This is a genomic window from Vagococcus bubulae (assembly GCF_003950315.1).
Classification (GTDB): domain Bacteria; phylum Bacillota; class Bacilli; order Lactobacillales; family Vagococcaceae; genus Vagococcus; species Vagococcus bubulae.
The window spans coordinates 48,155-66,290 of record NZ_NGJT01000013.1 but is presented as its reverse complement, the minus strand read 5'-3'; the positions used below and the strand labels follow the sequence as shown (position 1 = coordinate 66,290).

The following is an 18,136-nucleotide window of genomic DNA, read 5'->3' as shown; positions in this document are numbered from 1 at the left end:
CTTTAGAAGCAAAACGATTAGAAGTACTAAAAGCAATTAATGATTCATTTGACTATGCTAATGATCCAGCAGAAGAATCAAATAAATTGATAGAAGCAGCTCAAGCAGCAACGACAATGGAAGATTTAAACAAAGTCAGTGAAGATGTAGTAGCTCAAGTAAAAGAAAAAGAAGCAGCAAAAGAAGCCGAGAAAGCTTTAGAAGCAAAACGACTAGAAGTACTAAAAGCAATTAATGATTCATTTGACTATGCTAATGATCCAGCAGAAGAATCAAATAAATTGATAGAAGCAGCTCAAGCAGCAACGACAATGGAAGATTTAAACAAAGTTAGTGAAGATGTAGCGGTCCAAGTAAAAGCTAAGGAAGCAGCTAAAGAAGCGGCTAAAGAAGAACTAAAGGCAAAAGAAGCCGAGAAAGCTTTAGAAGCAAAACGATTAGAATTATATAAAGAAATCAATGATAAGTTTGAAGATAAAACAATCTCACTTGATGATTCAATTGATTTAACAAAAGATATTGAAAATGCAACAAAAATAGAAGATTTAAACAAAGTCAGCGAAGCTTTGGCATCCCAAGTAAAAGCTAAGGAAGCGGCTAAAGAAGCAGCAAAAGCAAAAGAAGCTGAGAAAGCTTTAGAAGCAAAACGATTAGAAGTATTAAAAGCAATTAATGATTCATTTGACTATGCTAATGATTCAGCAGAAGAATCAAATAAATTGATAGAAGCAGCTCAAGCAGCAACGACAATGGAAGATTTAAACAAAGTCAGCGAAGCTTTGACAGCCCAAGTAAAAGCTAAGGAAGCAGCTAAAGAAGCAGCGAAAGCAAAAGAAGCCGAGAAAGCTTTAGAAGCAAAACGATTAGAAGTACTAAAAGCAATTAATGATTCATTTGACTATGCTAATGATCCAGCAGAAGAATCAAATAAATTGATAGAAGCAGCTCAAGCAGCAACGACAATGGAAGATTTAAATAAAGTCAGCGAAGCTTTGGCATCCCAAGTAAAAGCAAAAGAAGCAGCAGCAAAAGAAGCCGAGAAAGCTTTAGAAGCAAAACGATTAGAATTATATAAAGAAATTAATGATAAGTTTGAAGATAAAACAATTACCTTGGATGAATCAATGGTTTTAATTAATGATATTGAAAATGCTAAAACAATATCAGATTTAGAAAAAATAAGTCAACAAATAGTTCGATTGGTTTCAGAAAAAGAAGATTGGGACACACCAACAAAAGACGAAGGTAAAAAAGGCGAAGACGACCATGATCAAGCATGGGAAGATGCAACAAAACCATCAACACCAAGTGAAGATTGGGACACACCAACAAAAGACGAAGGTAAAAAAGGCGAAGACGACCATGATCAAGCATGGGAAGATGCAACAAAACCATCAACACCAAGTGAAGACTGGGATACACCAACAGCAGAAGAAGGCAAAAAAGGTGAAGATGACCATGGACAAGCATGGGAAGATGCAACAAAACCATCAACACCAAGTGAAGACTGGGATACACCAACAGCAGAAGAAGGCAAAAAAGGCGAAGATGACCATGGACAAGCATGGGAAGATGCAACAAAACCATCAACACCAAGTGAAGACTGGGATACACCAACAGCAGAAGAAGGTAAAAAAGGTGAAGATGACCATGGACAAGCATGGGAAGATGAAGCTAATAATGCATTAAAAGATGATTCTAAAAAAGATGACGAAGTAAAAGACGATTCTAAAAAAGATGACGAAGTAAAAGACGATTCTAAAAAAGATGACGAAGTAAAAGACGATTCTAAAAAAGATGATGAAGTAAAAGACGATTCTAAAAAAGATGGCGAAGTAAAAAATAATTCTAAAAAAGTTGTAACACAAACAGTAGTAAAAACTGAATCAAAGAATAATGAAAAAACTTTACCAAAAACAAACGAAAAAATGAATATGGGATTAGTGATTGGTGGTATTTCATCAGCTTTAGCATCAGCATTTATGTTCTTTAGAAAAAAATAATCGATTAAGGTTGTTAGAGTTTTGGGAATGAGAAAAGAAAAAAGAATGCAAACTAGCAAAAAGAAAAAAAATAAAATAACTAAGGTTTTAATCGTATTAGTTATCATATTAATTTGCATTCTTAGTTTTTTCTTTATAAAATCAACTTCTAAAAAAGATATTAATAAAGAAGTTAATCAAACCAGTACTTTATCAAGTTCTGAAATGCAGCAAGGAAAAAATATTCGTGAAGCTATGAATAAAGTAGTTAATTTATATGAAGATCCTTCTAAAAAAGAATTAAAGGAAAATTTGAATGCTTCTGATATAAAACAAGCTAAAAAAAGTATTGATAAATTAGAAGATGGAAATTTGAAGAAAGAATTAAATCAACGATTAGATGAAATAAAATTAAAAATTAAATAATTAGAAATTTGAGAGCTTTAGTTTAAAACTTTAGCTCTTTTTTATAAACCCCTTTTTTATAAAAACACCATTAAATGTAAAAAATATACAATAAATAGTATCGTTTTGACCACATATATTGAATTTGTTTTTTAAAATGATATACTTATGTTGTATTTTATATAAAAATTAAAGTTTTAAGGAGAGAAATACAATGAAAAAAGCTAAATTAACAACTGCTATGTTAGCATTATTAGTTGGTGCGGCAGTAGCACCAATGGCAGCTTCAGCTGTCGAAAAAACTGATGATCAAAAATCAGAACAAGCACATCAAGATGCATGGGAAGCTCTAAGCCCTTATAAAGTTTCTGATGCTCAATCAGCAAAAGATGCTAAAAATGCAGAAGATGCACATGCTGATGCATGGGAAAAAGCAGCAAACGAAGCAAACAATCCAGCATGGAATACTGAATCTGCTAAAGAAGGAAAAGATGCAGAAGATGCAGGAAAAGATGCATGGGAAGCAGCAGCTACAAAAGATTCAGTAGAAAAAGATTGGGATACTCCAACTGCTAAAGAAGGAAAAGACGCAGAAGACGCACATGCTGATGCATGGGAAAAAGCTGCTAACGAAGCAAACAAAAAAGAAGAAACTAAAACTTCTGAATCAAAAACAGAAGATTCTAAAACAGACTCTTCAAAAGAAGCAGCAAAAACAACTGATTCTAAAAAAGAAGAAACTAAAACAACAGACTCTAAAAAAGCTGCTGTAAAAGTTGCGACTAAAAAAGAAGAAGCTAAAAAATCTGCAGCTGTTTTACCACAAACCAATGATACTGTAAACGCTGGTTTAGTTGCTGGTGGAGTATTATCTATGTTAGGTTCAGCTTTATTATTCTTCAGAAAAAAATAAGCTTTTAATGCTTTTAAGGTAAGTAATAGTTTTTCTATTATTTACCTTTTTTTGTTGTTTATTCTATCCTTTTTGGTTCTCTTTTGATATGATGAAGTCGACATATGAATTGAGGTGACAAAAATGAAAATAACCATTAAAGAAATAGCAGCTATTTCAGGGGTATCGACTACAACCGTTTCTCAGATATTAAATAATAAGGGACAGCGATTTAGCGAAGAGACACGTAAAAGAGTTTTGAAAGCGGTTGACGAATACGATTACAATCCAGATTATTTTGCTAAAAACATGGTTCATCGGGAATCTAAAACAGTTGGGATGATTGTTCCAGACGTAACAGATTTATTCTTCTCAAAAGTGATTGAAGGGGTCGAAGCCTATTTTAATAAAAAAGACTACATGATCTTGCTATGTAACTCAAGACATTCAGCAGAGAAAGAAAAAGATTACATAAAACAATTACAAAATAGATCCGTTGCGGGTATTTTATTGGCAAGCCCAAATTCGTTAAAATTAGAAAGTGATTTAAAGGGAAGCCCTTATATTTTAATAGATAGAGGTCTTAATACGAGAACAGAAGGAAACCTGTTAGTAAAAGAATATAGTGGTGTTTATCAAGCCATTCAACATTTGATTGATAATGGTCATACTAAAATTGGTATGTTAACAAATGAGTCTGGTTATTACGAAATGAGTGAGCGGTTTGACGCTTATTACCAATGTATGAAGGATAATGGTATCGAATATAACCCTAAATTTTTAGCAGATGGCCCTGTTACAATAGAGGGAGGCTATATTGCTGCTAAGGAATTACTTAAGAAACAAAGCATAACAGCATTGTGCTGTGGGAATGATCAGATGGCAATCGGAAGTTACCGAGCAGCATATGAATTGGGACTAGCGATTCCTACAGATTTATCAATTATTGGGTTTGATGATTTAGAAATATCTGCTTTTTTAAATCCACCATTAACAACGGTTAAACAACCAGCTTTTGATATTGGTTATACGGCAGCACAGTATTTGTTGCAAGAAATAGAACAACCAAATAAAGTTGTTCCTAATAAAACGTTCGAAACCACGTTTATTGAACGAGGTAGTACAATAACTATTGACAAATAAGTGAAATGTGATAAAATCTAATTGTAAGCGCTATTAGTTAAATACTACAGATAGTAAAACGGTTTACTAATAAATCGTGTATAAAGTAAATCGTTTTACTTATTGAGAATTGAGGAATTTAAAGATGAGAATGGTAGATTTGATTAAGAAAAAACGAGATGGTTTACCTTTATCAAAAGATGAAATTGAATTTGTTATCAATGGATATACTACTGGTGATGTAACGGATTATCAAATGAGTGCTTTTTTGATGGCGGTTTATTTCAATGATATGACAGATGAAGAAATTACATGGATGACAACAGCAATGAGTCAGTCAGGTGATATGATTGATTTATCAGCAATTAATGGAATTAAAGTAGACAAACATTCAACAGGTGGTGTTGGAGATACCACAACATTGGTGTTAGCTCCTTTGGTCGCTTCGGTTGGAGCGAAAGTAGCGAAAATGAGTGGTCGTGGTCTTGGGCACACAGGTGGAACAATTGATAAATTAGAAGCGATTCCTGGATTTAAAGTGGAATTAGAAAATGATGAATTTATAAAATTTGTGAATGAAAGCAATGTGGCAGTAACTGGTCAATCAGGTGATTTGGCGCCTGCAGATAAAAAAATTTATGCCTTGCGAGACGTGACAGCGACGGTTGACTCTATCCCATTAATTGCTAGCTCGATTATGAGTAAAAAAATTGCTTCCGGAGCAGATGCCATCGTTTTAGATGTGACCACTGGTGATGGGGCCTTCATGAAGAGTTTAAAAGATGCGGAAAGACTTGCCCATACAATGGTAAGAATTGGTCATTTAGCTAATCGACAAACAATGGCTATTATTTCTGACATGTCACAACCATTAGGAAACGCAATTGGAAACGCTAACGAAATCAAAGAAGCAATTGACGCTTTGAAAGGTAATGGCCCAGAAGATTTGATGGAAATGGTCTACACACTTGGAAGTCAGATGGTTGTTTTGGCTGAAAAAGCAAAAACATTACAAGAAGCTCGACAGTTATTGGAAAATAGTATAACAAGTGGAGTGGCAGCAGAAAAATTTAAAGAAATGATTCGTAATCAAGGTGGCGATGATTCTGTTGTCGATTTCCCTGAAAAATTGCCACAAGCAGAGTATATTATCGAAGTTCCAGCTAAAAAATCAGGAGTGGTTTCTAAAATAGTAGCTGATCAAATTGGCGTGGCTGCAATGCTTTTAGGCGCTGGAAGAAGAACAAAAGAAGAAACGATTGATTACGCAGTTGGATTGATTTTAAATAAAAAAGTTGGCGACACAGTATTTGAAGGCGAATCTTTAGTGACGATTCAATCAAATCGAGAAAATGTAGAAGATGTCTTAAAAGTTATTTATGACAACATTGAGATTGGGGAAGTAGGAGAAGAACCTGTCTTAATCCATAAAATTATAACCGAATAATAAAAAATATTAATGAAAAAATGTTCATATTATTCTAATGGATATTGATAAATTCTCTTAAAAATAGTATCTTTAATTTTAGAGGTAATATAAATGATTAAAGTCTTTTTTACCTAATTTATTATAAAATAACGATTGTCTGATTTATAACTCGTCTATTAACTAATGTTAGTAAAGTAAGAGTTTTCACCTTTAAAGTCAGGTTAAGTGAAAAAACTTCAGATAATTGGTATAGTTGTAATAGTTGAGTAGGTAAAAGATATTTTCTTATCAAAAAAGAGGGGGCGAGTGATATCAAATAATTTCTGATGAGGTCTCTAAAAGCAATGTTCATAGGTAATAAAGATAGGAGATATATTATGACAGTAAACAAAAATTGGATTGACCATGCAAAACATGCGTATCAACAAGCGTATGTTCCTTATTCTGAATTTCCTGTAGGCGCCGCTCTTGTGACTAAATCAGGAAAAGTGTATGAAGGATGTAATATTGAAAATGCATCATTTGGGTTAACCAACTGTGCAGAAAGAACAGCCATTTTTAAAGCTATCTCAGAAGGTGAAAAAGAATTTGACCATTTAGTAGTTATTGGTAATACTAAAGAACCAATTTCTCCTTGTGGGGCATGTAGACAAGTTTTAGTCGAATTTTGTGAGCCAGATATGCCAATTACATTATGTAATTTGAATGGTGATACAAAAGAAACAACAATGCAAGAGCTACTTCCTTATTCGTTTGTCGAAGTAGAAAAATAACTATCAACTAAAAATTATAAGCGGAGGTTTTTCAAAAATGAAAAAATCAACAAAAATTGGTGCAGGACTATTAGTTATGGGATTAGCAGTGACGTTAACAGCTTGTGGGGGTAACAAAGCTGGTAATGTTGGCGGAAAATCAACTTCAGGTGAAAAACCAGATGAAACAGTTCATACAGCAGCTATTGTGACAGACGTTGGTGGTGTCGATGATAAATCGTTTAACCAAGGTGCTTGGGAAGGCTTGAAAGAATGGGGAGAAGCGAACAAACTTGAAAAAGGGGCAAATGGTTACGATTATTTCCAATCAACAGATGCATCTCAATATACAACAAATATTGATCAAGCTGTGGCAAGTAAATTTGAAACAATTTTTGGGATTGGTTACTTATTAACAGATGCTATCTCAGCAGCAGCCGATCAAAATAAAGACACACAATTTGGTATCGTAGACTCAGTTATTGAAGGAAAAGATAACGTGGTATCTTTAACATTTAAAGATAATGAAGCAGCTTACTTAGCAGGTATTGCAGCAGCTTACTCTACAAAATCTGATAAAGTTGGATTTATTGGTGGAGAAGAAGGTGCCGTTATCGACCGTTTCGAAGCAGGATTTGTTAAAGGTGTTGAAGATGGAGCAAAAGAATTAGATAAAAAAATCAAAGTAGATGTGCAATATGCTGCATCATTTGGAGATCCAGCTAAAGGTAAAGCGTTAGCTGCAAACATGTACCAAAATGGTATTGATATTATTTATCATGCTTCAGGTGGTACTGGTGCAGGTGTCTTCCAAGAAGCGAAAGATTTAAATGAAAAGCAACCTGCAGACAAACGTGTTTGGGTTATCGGTGTAGATAGAGATCAAGAAGAAGATGGTAACTACAAAGACAAAGATGGTAAAGAAGAAAACTTCACATTAACATCAAGTATTAAGGGTGTAGGAACTGCTGTTAAAGACGTGACTGAAAAAGCTCAAAAAGGTGAATTCCCTGGTGGAGACATATTAGTATATGGTCTTAAAGAAGGCGGTGTTGATTTATCTAAAGGTCATTTAGACGAAAAAGCACTTGAAGCAGTAGAAAAAGCTCGTAAAGAAGTTATTGATGGAAAAGTAGAAGTACCTGAAGCACCAAGTAAAAAATAATTGTAATGAAGGTTGTTGATAGAAAACTTTATGGGAAACGTTCAAAATAAACTGAATAACTTTTCCATAAAGTTTTTCTTTTAGGCTTTAAAGGAATGGGAAAAGGGAGTTTTCTCTTTCCTTCAAAGTCTAAACTTTGAAGTGTGATAATGATAAAGAGGTGTGAAATCATGAGTGAGGAAAACTATGTCATAGAAATGCGAAATATCACAAAACAATTTGGTGATTTCAAAGCAAATGACAACATCAATCTCCAAATTAGAAAAGGCGAAATCCATGCGTTGCTAGGTGAGAATGGGGCAGGAAAATCAACATTGATGAATGTATTGTCAGGATTATTACAGCCGACTAGTGGACAAATCTATATGGATGGGCAGCCAGTAACAATTGCTAATCCAACTGATGCAAAACGTTTAGGAATCGGAATGGTCCATCAGCATTTTATGTTAGTGGATGCTTTTACTGTAACAGAAAATATTATTTTAGGTGACGAGCCAACTAAATCAGGTGTTTTGGATAAGAAAAAATCTGTTGAAGATTTAAAACGAATTTCAGAACAATATGGGATGGAAGTTAACCCAGATGCCTTAATTAGTGATATTTCTGTTGGGATGCAGCAACGTGTTGAGATTTTAAAAACATTGTATCGTGGAGCGAACATTTTAATTTTTGATGAGCCAACAGCGGTATTAACACCTCAAGAAATTGATGAGTTGATTATGACCATGAAAGAATTAGTAAAAGAAGGTAAATCAATCATTATTATTACGCACAAGTTAGATGAAATTAAAAAAGTGGCGGATAGATGTACGGTTATTCGTCGCGGTAAGAGTATTGAAACAGTCAATGTGAAAGATGTTAGTTCACAACAATTAGCGGATTTAATGGTGGGGCGTTCTGTATCATTTAAAACAGAAAAAGAAGTAGCTGATCCAAAAGAAGTGATTTTATCTGTACAAGACTTGCATGTAAAAGACAATCGTGGACTTGAAGCCATTAAAGGACTTGATTTAGATGTTAGAGCTGGGGAAGTTGTTGGGATTGCAGGGATTGATGGTAATGGTCAAACAGAATTGATTCAAGCTATTACAGGTCTTAAGAAAATTGAGTCAGGTAAAGTGATGCTGAGAGATAAAGATATTACTAATTTAAAACCTCGTCAGATTACGGAATCAAGTGTCGGACATGTCCCTGAAGATAGACATAAATACGGATTAGTTTTAGATATGACGCTATCTGAAAATATCGCCTTACAGACTTATTATCATGAACCATTTAGTAAAAATGGTGTATTGAATTATGGTTACATGGATTCTTATGCAAGAAAATTAATTGAAGAATATGATGTTCGTACAACGAGTGAGCATGCACAAGCTAAGTCACTTTCAGGTGGTAACCAGCAAAAAGCGATTATTGCTCGTGAAATGGACCGCGACCCTGAATTACTGATTGTTTCTCAACCAACACGTGGGTTAGATGTAGGTGCGATTGAGTATATTCATAAACGCTTGATTAACCATCGTGATAAAGGAAATGCGGTGTTAGTTGTTAGTTTTGAATTAGAAGAAATATTAAACGTATCTGATCGTATTGCTGTTATCCATGCAGGACAGATTGTTGGGATTGTGGATCCGAAAGAAACAACTGAAAATGAGTTAGGTTTATTAATGGCAGGATACACATTAGAAGAAGCAAGACGAGAATTAGGGACAGAGGTAGGTGTAACTAATGAGTAATTTTAAGTTTAGTAAGATGAATGGGGTTTTAGTTCCTATTTTATCAGTTATCATGGGATTTGTATTAGGTGCAATTATTATGTTGATTTTTGGTTACAACCCAGCACAAGGGTATCAAGCCATGTTAACAACAGCGTTTCAGTCACCAAAAAGTATTGGCGAAATTTTTGTAACAGCTGGTCCATTAATTTTTACAGCGTTAGGGTTTTCTGTGGCAAGTGCGGCAGGATTCTTTAATATCGGGCTTTCAGGCCAGGCTTTAGCTGGTTGGGTGGCAAGTATCTGGGTAGGTCTATCAATGGGAGATTCGCCAAGATTGATTGCCCTAACTGCAGCTATTTTAGCCGGTGTGATTGCAGGAGCTTTAACAGCAGCGATACCTGGTCTATTAAGAGCGTACTTTGGAACAAGTGAAGTTATTGTCACTATCATGATGAACTACATTTTGCTTTATACAAGTACACATATAGTGAATAATGTGATTCCTCAAAAATTTATTTCAACAAAAGGAACAACTAAGTTAGTTGGAGCAAACGTATCATTAAGAACAGAGTTTTTAACATCGATTAGTAATGGCTCTCGTTTGAATTTAGGGATTATCTTTGCACTGATTTTCTTAATTTTAATTTGGTTTTTAATGAAGAAAACGACATTAGGATATGAAATCACAGCAGTTGGTTTAAACCCATTTGCCTCAGAATATGCAGGGATGAGTAGTAAACGTATCATTGTGTTATCTATGGTCATCTCAGGAGCTTTAGCTGGTATGGGTGGCGTTGTATACGGATTAGGAACATTTGGTAATTTCTTTGTTCAAGGTAATTCATTAAGCATTGGTTTTGATGGTATGGCTGTGTCCTTATTAGGTGGTGGCTCATCCATTGGTATCTTATTATCTGCTTTATTATTCAGTATTTTGAAACTTGGTGGCCAAGGTATGCCAATCTTAGCAGGCGTTCCGACTGAATTGGTTGACGTAGTTATTGCTTCAATTATCTTCTTTGTCGGCATTAGCTATTTAATCAAATTGATTTTAACAAAACTTGAAACAAAAAAAGACACAAAAGCTAGCAAAGTTGAAGGAGGTAAAGCGTGATGGCAGCAGATACTATGTCAACAGTTGCGTCAATTATTACGCAAACACTTGTTTATTCAACACCTCTTGTTTTTACAGCATTAGGCGGAACCTTTTCAGAACGTGGTGGTATTGTCAACGTTGGACTAGAAGGTATCATGGTGATGGGAGCTTTTAGTTCGGTAGTTTTTAATATTACATATGCGGGTGTTTTTGGTGTATGGACACCATGGATTGCTTTATTAGTTGGTGGGATTGTCGGAATGATTTTCTCATTACTCCATGCAGTTGCAACTATTAATTTACGAGCTGACCATATTATCAGTGGGACAGTTATTAATTTAATGGCTCCTGCTTTAAGTATTTTCTTAGTTAAAGTATTATATGGTAAAGGTCAAACAGACCAAGTCCCTCAAACATTTGGATATTGGGAAGTTCCTGGGTTAAGTAAAATCCCAGTCATTGGACCATTGTTGTTTGAAAAAACGTCTGCACCTGCCTTTGTGGCTATTTTGGTGTCAGTTATCGCGTGGTTTGTCATTTATAAAACACGTTTTGGTTTGAGATTGCGTTCTGTTGGGGAAAATCCTCAAGCAGCAGATACATTAGGGATTAATGTTTATGGCATGAAATATGCTGGGGTATTAATTTCTGGCTTTTTAGGTGGGATTGGTGGAGCGGTATTTGCTCAAACAATCGCTGGACGTTTTGCTGTGACAACTATCTCTGGTCAAGGATTCATCTCAATGGCTGCGATGATCTTTGGTAAATGGAACCCACTTGGTGCGATGGGAGCAGCCTTATTCTTTGGTTTTGCTCAAAACTTGAGTATTGTAGGGGACAGTATTCCATTTATTTCAAGTATTCCAAAAGTTTACTTACAAAGTGCACCTTACGCATTGACAATTATTGTGTTAGTCTTGTTCCTAGGTAAAGCAACAGGTCCTAAAGCAGGCGGTAAAACATATATTAAATCTAAATAGTAATTAATTCCTTCCTCTAGCTCCTCTAAAAAGAGGAAGGTTTTAAAATATAAAAATGACTTGGAAGAAGGAATTGTAATGTTTAAAAGAATTCATTTAGTAGTACTAGATTCTGTAGGAATTGGTGAAGCACCAGATGCTGAAAAATTTGGCGATGTTGGTAGTCACACACTAGGTCATATAGCTGAGCATGGCTTACATGTGCCAAATATGGAAGAATTAGGTCTTGGAACAATTGAACCATTAAAAGGGGTAAAAGCAATTGAAGACCACAAGGGTTATGCAACTAAATTAGAAGAAGTTTCTGTTGGTAAAGACACAATGACTGGCCATTGGGAAATTGCTGGATTAAACATTCAAACACCTTTTAGAGTCTTTCCAGAAGGATTTCCTCAAGACTTATTAGATAAAATCACTGAATTTTCAGGTCGCGGTATTATTATGGGAGCCAATAAACCATATAGTGGCACACAAGTAATTGAAGATTTTGGTGAAGAACAAATGAAAACAGGTGATTTGATTATCTATACATCAGCTGATCCTGTGTTACAAATTGCTGCTCATGAAGACGTGATTCCGTTAGAAGAATTATACAAAATCTGTGAGTATACTCGTGAGATTACAAAAGATGATCCATATATGATTGGTCGTATTATTGCGAGACCTTATTTAGGTGAACCTGGTAACTTTAAACGTACCGCTAATCGTCATGACTATGCACTTGATCCATTTGGTCGTACTGTTTTAAATGAATTGAAAGACGCAGGTAAAGATGTTATTGCAGTTGGTAAAATCAACGATATCTTTAACGGTCAAGGTATGACAGAAGCAATCCGTACTGCTTCAAATATGGATGGTGTGGATAAATTATTAGATGTGATGAAACAAGATTTTGAGGGAGTAAGTTTTACTAACTTAGTTGATTTTGATGCATTATTTGGTCATAGAAGAGATACACCAGGTTATGCAAAAGCGCTAGAAGAATTTGATGCTCGCTTACCTGAAATTTATGCTAATATGCAAGAAGATGATTTATTATTAATTACAGCAGACCACGGAAATGATCCAACATTCCCAGGAACTGATCATACTCGTGAATATGTACCATTACTTGCTTATAGTAAAAAAATGCAAGGCCATGGTCAATTACCACAAGGATACTATTCAGACATCTCTGCGACAATTGCAGATAACTTTGATGTTAAACCAACTGAAAACGGAAAAAGTTTTTTAGAATTATTGAAATAAGGGAGACTATAACATGTCATTAAGCGAAAAATTAGCAGCAACATCACAATTTATTAAAGATGCAGGGGTAGGAGCCGTTGATTTTGGATTAATCTTAGGTTCAGGATTAGGCGAACTAGCTGACGAAATTACGGATCGTGTCGTGATTCCTTATGAAGACATTCCAAATTTTCCAGTATCAACTGTTGTTGGTCATGCCGGACAATTAGTTTATGGAACATTATCAGGTAAAAAAGTATTGGCAATGCAAGGGCGTTTCCATTATTATGAAGGCCATTCAATGCAAACAGTTACGTTTCCAGTACGCGTGATGAAAGCATTAGGAGCTGACTCGTTAATTGTCACAAATGCGGCTGGTGGGGTGAATACAAGTTTTTCACCTGGTGATTTGATGTTAATTACTGATCAAATTAACTTTACAGGAGACAACCCTTTGATGGGATTAAACGAAGAAGATTTAGGTCCACGTTTCCCTGATATGTCAGAAGCTTACAACAAAGAATATGGTGATGTAACCAAAAAAGTGGCACAAGAATTGTCTATTCACTTACAAAAAGGTGTGTATATGGGATTTTCAGGACCAACTTATGAAACACCAGCAGAAGTACGTATGGCTCGTGTAATGGGTGCTGATGCTGTTGGTATGTCAACAGTTCCTGAAGTGATTGTAGCAAATCATATGTCAATGAAAGTATTAGGTATTACCTGTGTGACAAACTTAGCAGCAGGTATGCAGGCTAATTTGAACCATGAAGAAGTGGTTGAAACAACAGAACGAGTAAAAGCAGATTTTAAAGAACTAGTAAAACGTACACTAGAAAAATTATAATTAAAGGAGACTAGAGAATGAGCGTACATATTGGTGCAAAAAAGGGAGAAATCGCAGATAAGATTTTACTTCCAGGAGACCCATTAAGAGCGAAATATATTGCCGAAACATTTTTAGAAGATCCTAAGTGTTACAATGAAGTTCGTGGGATGTTAGGATATACTGGAACGTATAAAGGACATAAAGTATCTGTTCAAGGAACAGGTATGGGAATGCCTTCAGCAGCGATTTATGCGAATGAATTAATTCGAGAGTATGATGTAAAAAAATTATTACGCGTGGGTACTTGTGGTGCGATTCGTGAAGACGTTCATGTGAGAGATTTAGTGTTAGCTCAAGCAGCAGCGACCAATTCAGCAATTATTCGCAAAGATTTTCCAAATTTTGATTTTCCACAAATTGCTGATTTTGATTTATTAACAACAGCGTATGATATCGCCAAAGAAAAAGGGTTTAATATTCATGTTGGGAATGTGTTATCAAATGATACATTCTACCAAGATGATCTAACTGAAGTTTTTAAATTAGGTAAACATGGTGTGTTAGGTGTTGAGATGGAAGCAGCTGTGCTTTATTACTTAGCAGCTAAATATAACGTTCAAGCTCTTGCTTTGATGACGGTTAGTGATCACATGATTACTGGTGAAGAAACCACCTCAGAAGAACGTCAAACCACTTTTAATGAGATGATGATAGTTGGTTTAGAGACATTAATTAAAGAAGATTAAATTAAAAAACGAGTAAGGGAGAATTTCTTACTCGTTTTTTATTGGATATAGTAGATAATTAAGCTAGCTAAGGCAAAAAGATTGAGGATAAACTCTTTCTTTTTGGCCTTTTTTGTTTTCATGAACAAGAAAAATGAGATGATAGTAGCAGCAATAAAAGAAACTAACTTCCAAGTATCTAGCTGTTGATACAGGTAATGTTGTATTGCGAGATAATAAGTTCCAGCTAGAGATAGTACACCAAGGAATAAGAAAATTGGTTGTCTTGAGAGATACGAGTACATTCCTTGAGTAAAGATGGTTAAAAATAATACAATTAAAAATGAGAAAATAAAGGGTTTAATCAATTCAAAATCATAATCAAATGGATAACTAATTGTTAATAGTTGATTAAACACAATTCCTTTAAAAAAAGCGTTGGTAAACGAATAAAAAAGTGAGTCAACATAGTAAAATTGTTTTGAAAAAATCATCATTTGAAAGAGTTCATAAGCTAATAAAATTATCCCAAATTGAATCGCTGTTTGTTGGATAATAAGATAGATTAAAACTGCACTAATGATAAGTTTGATTCCGTAAATTGCTAGAGGCATGGATTTCCCTTTTTTATAAGTATTTTTCCCAACTAATTGAAAAAAGTCGCTTATTAATAAATAGAGAATCATGTAATTTAAAATTAAGGCACCATGGCTACTGTTTTTTAAAAATAAAATGCCAGGAATCAATGAAATGACTGTTTGTAAAATGGCAATAAGGAAGGTGAGTGGAATATTTTTCCACAAAGTTGGTTTTGGTTGCAAAGTATATCTCCTTGTATGTTATTGATAATAATACTTTATGGCAATAAGGTAAAAAGGTCAAGATTATAGGGTGAATTAAGTAGGTAAAAAGGAAAAAATCTGCTATACTAATTTATGTTGCAAGATTCCCGATAGGATTTACATCTCGTGTAAAGATGCCTTGTAACCGACTATATTTAGGGGGAATGAAAGATGGAAGAAAGAAAATTATTTACGTCAGAGTCTGTATCGGAAGGACATCCTGACAAAGTAGCAGACCAAATAAGTGACGCGATATTAGATGCGATACTAGAAAAGGACCCAATGGCTCGAGTAGCTTGTGAAACAAGTGTTACAACAGGATTGGTCTTAGTATTTGGAGAAATTACCACAAGTGCTTATGTTGATATTCAAAAAGTAGTGAGAGATACGATAAAAGGCATTGGGTATACACGTGCGAAATATGGTTTTGACGGAGACACATGTGCGGTCATGGTTGCCATTGACGAGCAGTCACCAGATATTGCACAAGGAGTTGATGCATCACTTGAAACACGTGAAACCTCAACTAGTGAAGAAGATTTAGGTGCTGGAGATCAAGGATTAATGTTTGGATTTGCTATTGATGAAACACCAGAATTAATGCCTTTACCAATTGCTCTAAGTCATAGAATCACACACAAATTATCTGAACTAAGAAAAAATGAGACGCTATCTTATTTACGTCCAGATGCTAAATCTCAAGTGACAGTTGAATATGATGAAGAAGGCAATCCATTACGTGTTGACGCAATCGTTGTGAGTACACAACACGATGAAGATACCACGTTAGAAATGATTCAAAAAGATGTCACAGAGCTAGTCATAAATGAAGTGATTCCTAGTGAATTACTTGATGAAAAGACTAAATATTATATCAATCCAACAGGTCGTTTTGTTATTGGCGGTCCTCAGGGGGATTCTGGTTTAACCGGTCGAAAAATTATCGTAGATACGTATGGAGGATACGCTCGCCATGGTGGTGGAGCATTTTCTGGAAAAGATGCGACAAAAGTGGATCGTTCAGCTAGTTATGCCGCGCGTTATATTGCGAAAAACATTGTTGCTGCAAAACTTGCGACAAAATGTGAAGTGCAATTAGCTTATGCTATTGGGGTGGCACAACCTGTCTCAATATCAATTGAAACATTTGGGACAAGTCCATATAAAGAATCAGAATTGATTGCTGCTGTAAGGTCCTTGTTTAATCTATCGCCAACTGGTATCATAAACATGTTGGATTTAAGACGTCCGATTTATAAAAAGACAGCTGCATATGGTCATTTTGGTCGTGATGACGAAGACTTTACGTGGGAAAAAACGGATAAAGTGGATGAATTAAAACAATTTTTAACTAAATAAAAACAATACTATCAATAATCCTTATTAGGCAACCATTTATGCTGATAAGGATTATTATTTTGAGGAGGAAACCATGCAACAAAAAAGAGAAACAAATGTTAAAATTATCACAGCGTGTGTATTTATCGCTACGTTTATGACAGCAGTTGAAGGAACGATTGTCTCAACAGCTATGCCAACAATCGTTGGGTCATTAAAAGGAATTAGTATTATGAACTGGGTTTTTTCTATTTATTTATTAACAAATGCTATGATGACACCTATTTATGGGAAATTAGCTGATAAAATTGGGAGAAAACCGATTTATTTGATTGGTGTATTTATTTTTATTATTGGTTCTGCTTTATCAGGAATGAGTCAAAATATGATTCAGTTGATTATTTTTCGTGCCATACAAGGGATAGGAGCAGGTTCGATTGTTCCAGTATCTTTAACGATTATTGCAGATATTTATCCTGTTGATAAACGAGCTGGCGTATTGGGGTTAAATAGTGCAGCTTGGGGGATTGCCAGTATTGTGGGTCCACTGGCAGGTGGTTTTATAGTGGATGCTTTAAGTTGGCATTGGATTTTCTTAATTAATGTTCCAATAGGCATTATTTTAATGATTTTAGTTTGGATTTATTTGATAGAAGATAAAAGAGAGGTCGAAAAAAGTCCGATTGATTACATGGGCAGTTTTTATATGATGACTATGTTACTGTCATTATTGTATGGTGTTCAAAAAATCAATGATGGTTTTAATTTGATTACAGTCATTGCTTTTGCAATTTTTATTCTAAGTTTGGTATTGTTTGTAAGAACAGAAAAAAGAGCACAAGACCCAGTTATTCCCCTCGACCTTTTCAAAAATCGCACCTTTGTATTGGTGAACTTAATTGCAGCATTAATCAGTGGATTTTTAATGGGAGTAGAGGTCTATATTCCTATGTGGATGCAAGGTGTTGTTGGGAAATCTGCTGCATTAGGGGGAATTGTATTGGCTCCTATGTCAGTTATTTGGATGTTCGGTTCATTTGCCGGAGGACGGGCGATGAAAAAATGGCACCATTGTTTAGCGATTGTCATTAGTATGTTGCCAATATTAATTGGTTCTGTTTTCTTAACGTTAGTAGATAAAGGAACACCATATGGACTGTTCTTGGTTTTCTCTGGAATTATGGGGATAGGATTTGGGATGACGATGACTTTATTAACTGTTTTAGCTCAAACTTCTGTCTCGGAGCAATTTACAGGTGTTGCGACATCATTTTTTACGTTATCTCGTACCATTGGACAAACAATTATGATTTCAATTTTTGGTTTAGCATTAAACAAAACGATGGATACACAGCTAGAAAGTAGCGTGGTTCCAGGGGCAACAAAAGATATGATGAATGAGCTAATCAATCCACATACCGCATCAGAGTTACCAATCGAACTAATTGGTGGATTAAGAGATATTTTATATAATAGCATTCATAATGTATTTTTAATTGGTTTGTTTTTAGTTATTGCGTCTTATGTGCTCAACTATTTTCAAGAAAAAGAATAAATATATAAATAGAGTTAGCCAAAGATAGTTTTTTGTCTTTGGCTTTTTGTATACTTAAAAAACCAACTTCATTTGA

At 34.9% G+C, this 18,136-nt stretch carries 16 protein-coding genes and 1 riboswitch; of the genes, 15 read left to right on the top strand and 1 reads right to left on the bottom strand.

The genetic code is table 11. The features are described from left to right. The 13 genes from CBF36_RS08035 to deoD all read left to right on the top strand — a co-directional run. A partial coding sequence (locus CBF36_RS08035; RefSeq protein WP_125957937.1) for an LPXTG cell wall anchor domain-containing protein occupies positions 1-2,003 on the top strand: 2,003 nt, incomplete at its 5' end. Between the two features lie 27 nt (positions 2,004-2,030). Further along, a complete protein-coding gene (locus CBF36_RS08030; RefSeq protein ID WP_125957936.1) occupies positions 2,031-2,408 on the top strand; it encodes a toxin Cry1Ac domain D-VI-related protein in 378 nt (125 codons plus the stop codon). 193 nt (positions 2,409-2,601) lie between these two features. Next, complete coding sequence (locus CBF36_RS08025; protein WP_125957935.1) at positions 2,602-3,300, top strand: LPXTG cell wall anchor domain-containing protein; 699 nt, start codon at positions 2,602-2,604, stop codon at positions 3,298-3,300. Positions 3,301-3,423: 123 nt separating this feature from the next. After that, positions 3,424-4,422 carry a LacI family DNA-binding transcriptional regulator gene (locus CBF36_RS08020; RefSeq protein ID WP_125957934.1) on the top strand — a complete coding sequence of 333 codons (999 nt, stop codon included), beginning with the start codon at positions 3,424-3,426 and terminating at the stop codon, positions 4,420-4,422. Between the two features lie 124 nt (positions 4,423-4,546). Further along, entirely contained in the window at positions 4,547-5,848 is a 1,302-nt protein-coding gene (locus CBF36_RS08015) for a pyrimidine-nucleoside phosphorylase (RefSeq protein ID WP_125957933.1), read from the top strand. 356 nt (positions 5,849-6,204) lie between these two features. Further along, positions 6,205-6,603, top strand: a complete 399-nt coding sequence (locus CBF36_RS08010; protein ID WP_416340698.1) for a cytidine deaminase — start codon at positions 6,205-6,207, stop codon at positions 6,601-6,603. A 37-nt stretch (positions 6,604-6,640) separates the two neighbouring features. Further along, positions 6,641-7,747, top strand: a complete 1,107-nt coding sequence (locus CBF36_RS08005) for a BMP family lipoprotein (RefSeq protein WP_125957931.1) — start codon at positions 6,641-6,643, stop codon at positions 7,745-7,747. A gap of 170 nt (positions 7,748-7,917) precedes the next feature. Beyond that, complete coding sequence (locus tag CBF36_RS08000) at positions 7,918-9,483, top strand: ABC transporter ATP-binding protein (protein ID WP_125957930.1); 1,566 nt, start codon at positions 7,918-7,920, stop codon at positions 9,481-9,483. Further along, positions 9,476-10,579 carry an ABC transporter permease gene (locus CBF36_RS07995; protein WP_125957929.1) on the top strand — a complete coding sequence of 368 codons (1,104 nt, stop codon included), beginning with the start codon at positions 9,476-9,478 and terminating at the stop codon, positions 10,577-10,579. Before CBF36_RS08000 ends, CBF36_RS07995 begins: the two co-directional genes overlap by 8 nt. Beyond that, positions 10,579-11,541 carry an ABC transporter permease gene (locus tag CBF36_RS07990; RefSeq protein WP_165865429.1) on the top strand — a complete coding sequence of 321 codons (963 nt, stop codon included), beginning with the start codon at positions 10,579-10,581 and terminating at the stop codon, positions 11,539-11,541. The genes CBF36_RS07995 and CBF36_RS07990 overlap by 1 nt, the downstream gene beginning before the upstream one ends. A gap of 78 nt (positions 11,542-11,619) precedes the next feature. Then, complete coding sequence (gene deoB / locus CBF36_RS07985) at positions 11,620-12,789, top strand: phosphopentomutase (RefSeq protein ID WP_071455959.1); 1,170 nt, start codon at positions 11,620-11,622, stop codon at positions 12,787-12,789. Positions 12,790-12,802: 13 nt separating this feature from the next. Next, entirely contained in the window at positions 12,803-13,618 is an 816-nt protein-coding gene (locus CBF36_RS07980) for a purine-nucleoside phosphorylase (protein WP_125957928.1), read from the top strand. Positions 13,619-13,635: 17 nt separating this feature from the next. Continuing rightward, entirely contained in the window at positions 13,636-14,346 is a 711-nt protein-coding gene (deoD, locus tag CBF36_RS07975; protein WP_125957927.1) for a purine-nucleoside phosphorylase, read from the top strand. A gap of 38 nt (positions 14,347-14,384) precedes the next feature. Here the strand turns inward: deoD and CBF36_RS07970 are convergent, their stop codons facing one another. After that, positions 14,385-15,146 (bottom strand): hypothetical protein, encoded by a 762-nt coding sequence (locus CBF36_RS07970; RefSeq protein WP_125957926.1) that lies wholly within the window; start codon positions 15,144-15,146, stop codon positions 14,385-14,387. A 112-nt stretch (positions 15,147-15,258) separates the two neighbouring features. Then, a riboswitch (SMK box riboswitch) is annotated at positions 15,259-15,341 on the top strand. Between CBF36_RS07970 and metK the strand changes: the two genes are divergently transcribed. Continuing rightward, positions 15,339-16,526, top strand: coding sequence for a methionine adenosyltransferase (gene metK / locus CBF36_RS07965; RefSeq protein ID WP_125957925.1), 1,188 nt, complete (start codon positions 15,339-15,341; stop codon positions 16,524-16,526). Its footprint overlaps the riboswitch before it by 3 nt. Positions 16,527-16,599: 73 nt before the next feature. Continuing rightward, entirely contained in the window at positions 16,600-18,060 is a 1,461-nt protein-coding gene (locus tag CBF36_RS07960; protein ID WP_125957924.1) for an MDR family MFS transporter, read from the top strand. Positions 18,061-18,136: the final 76 nt, after the last annotated feature.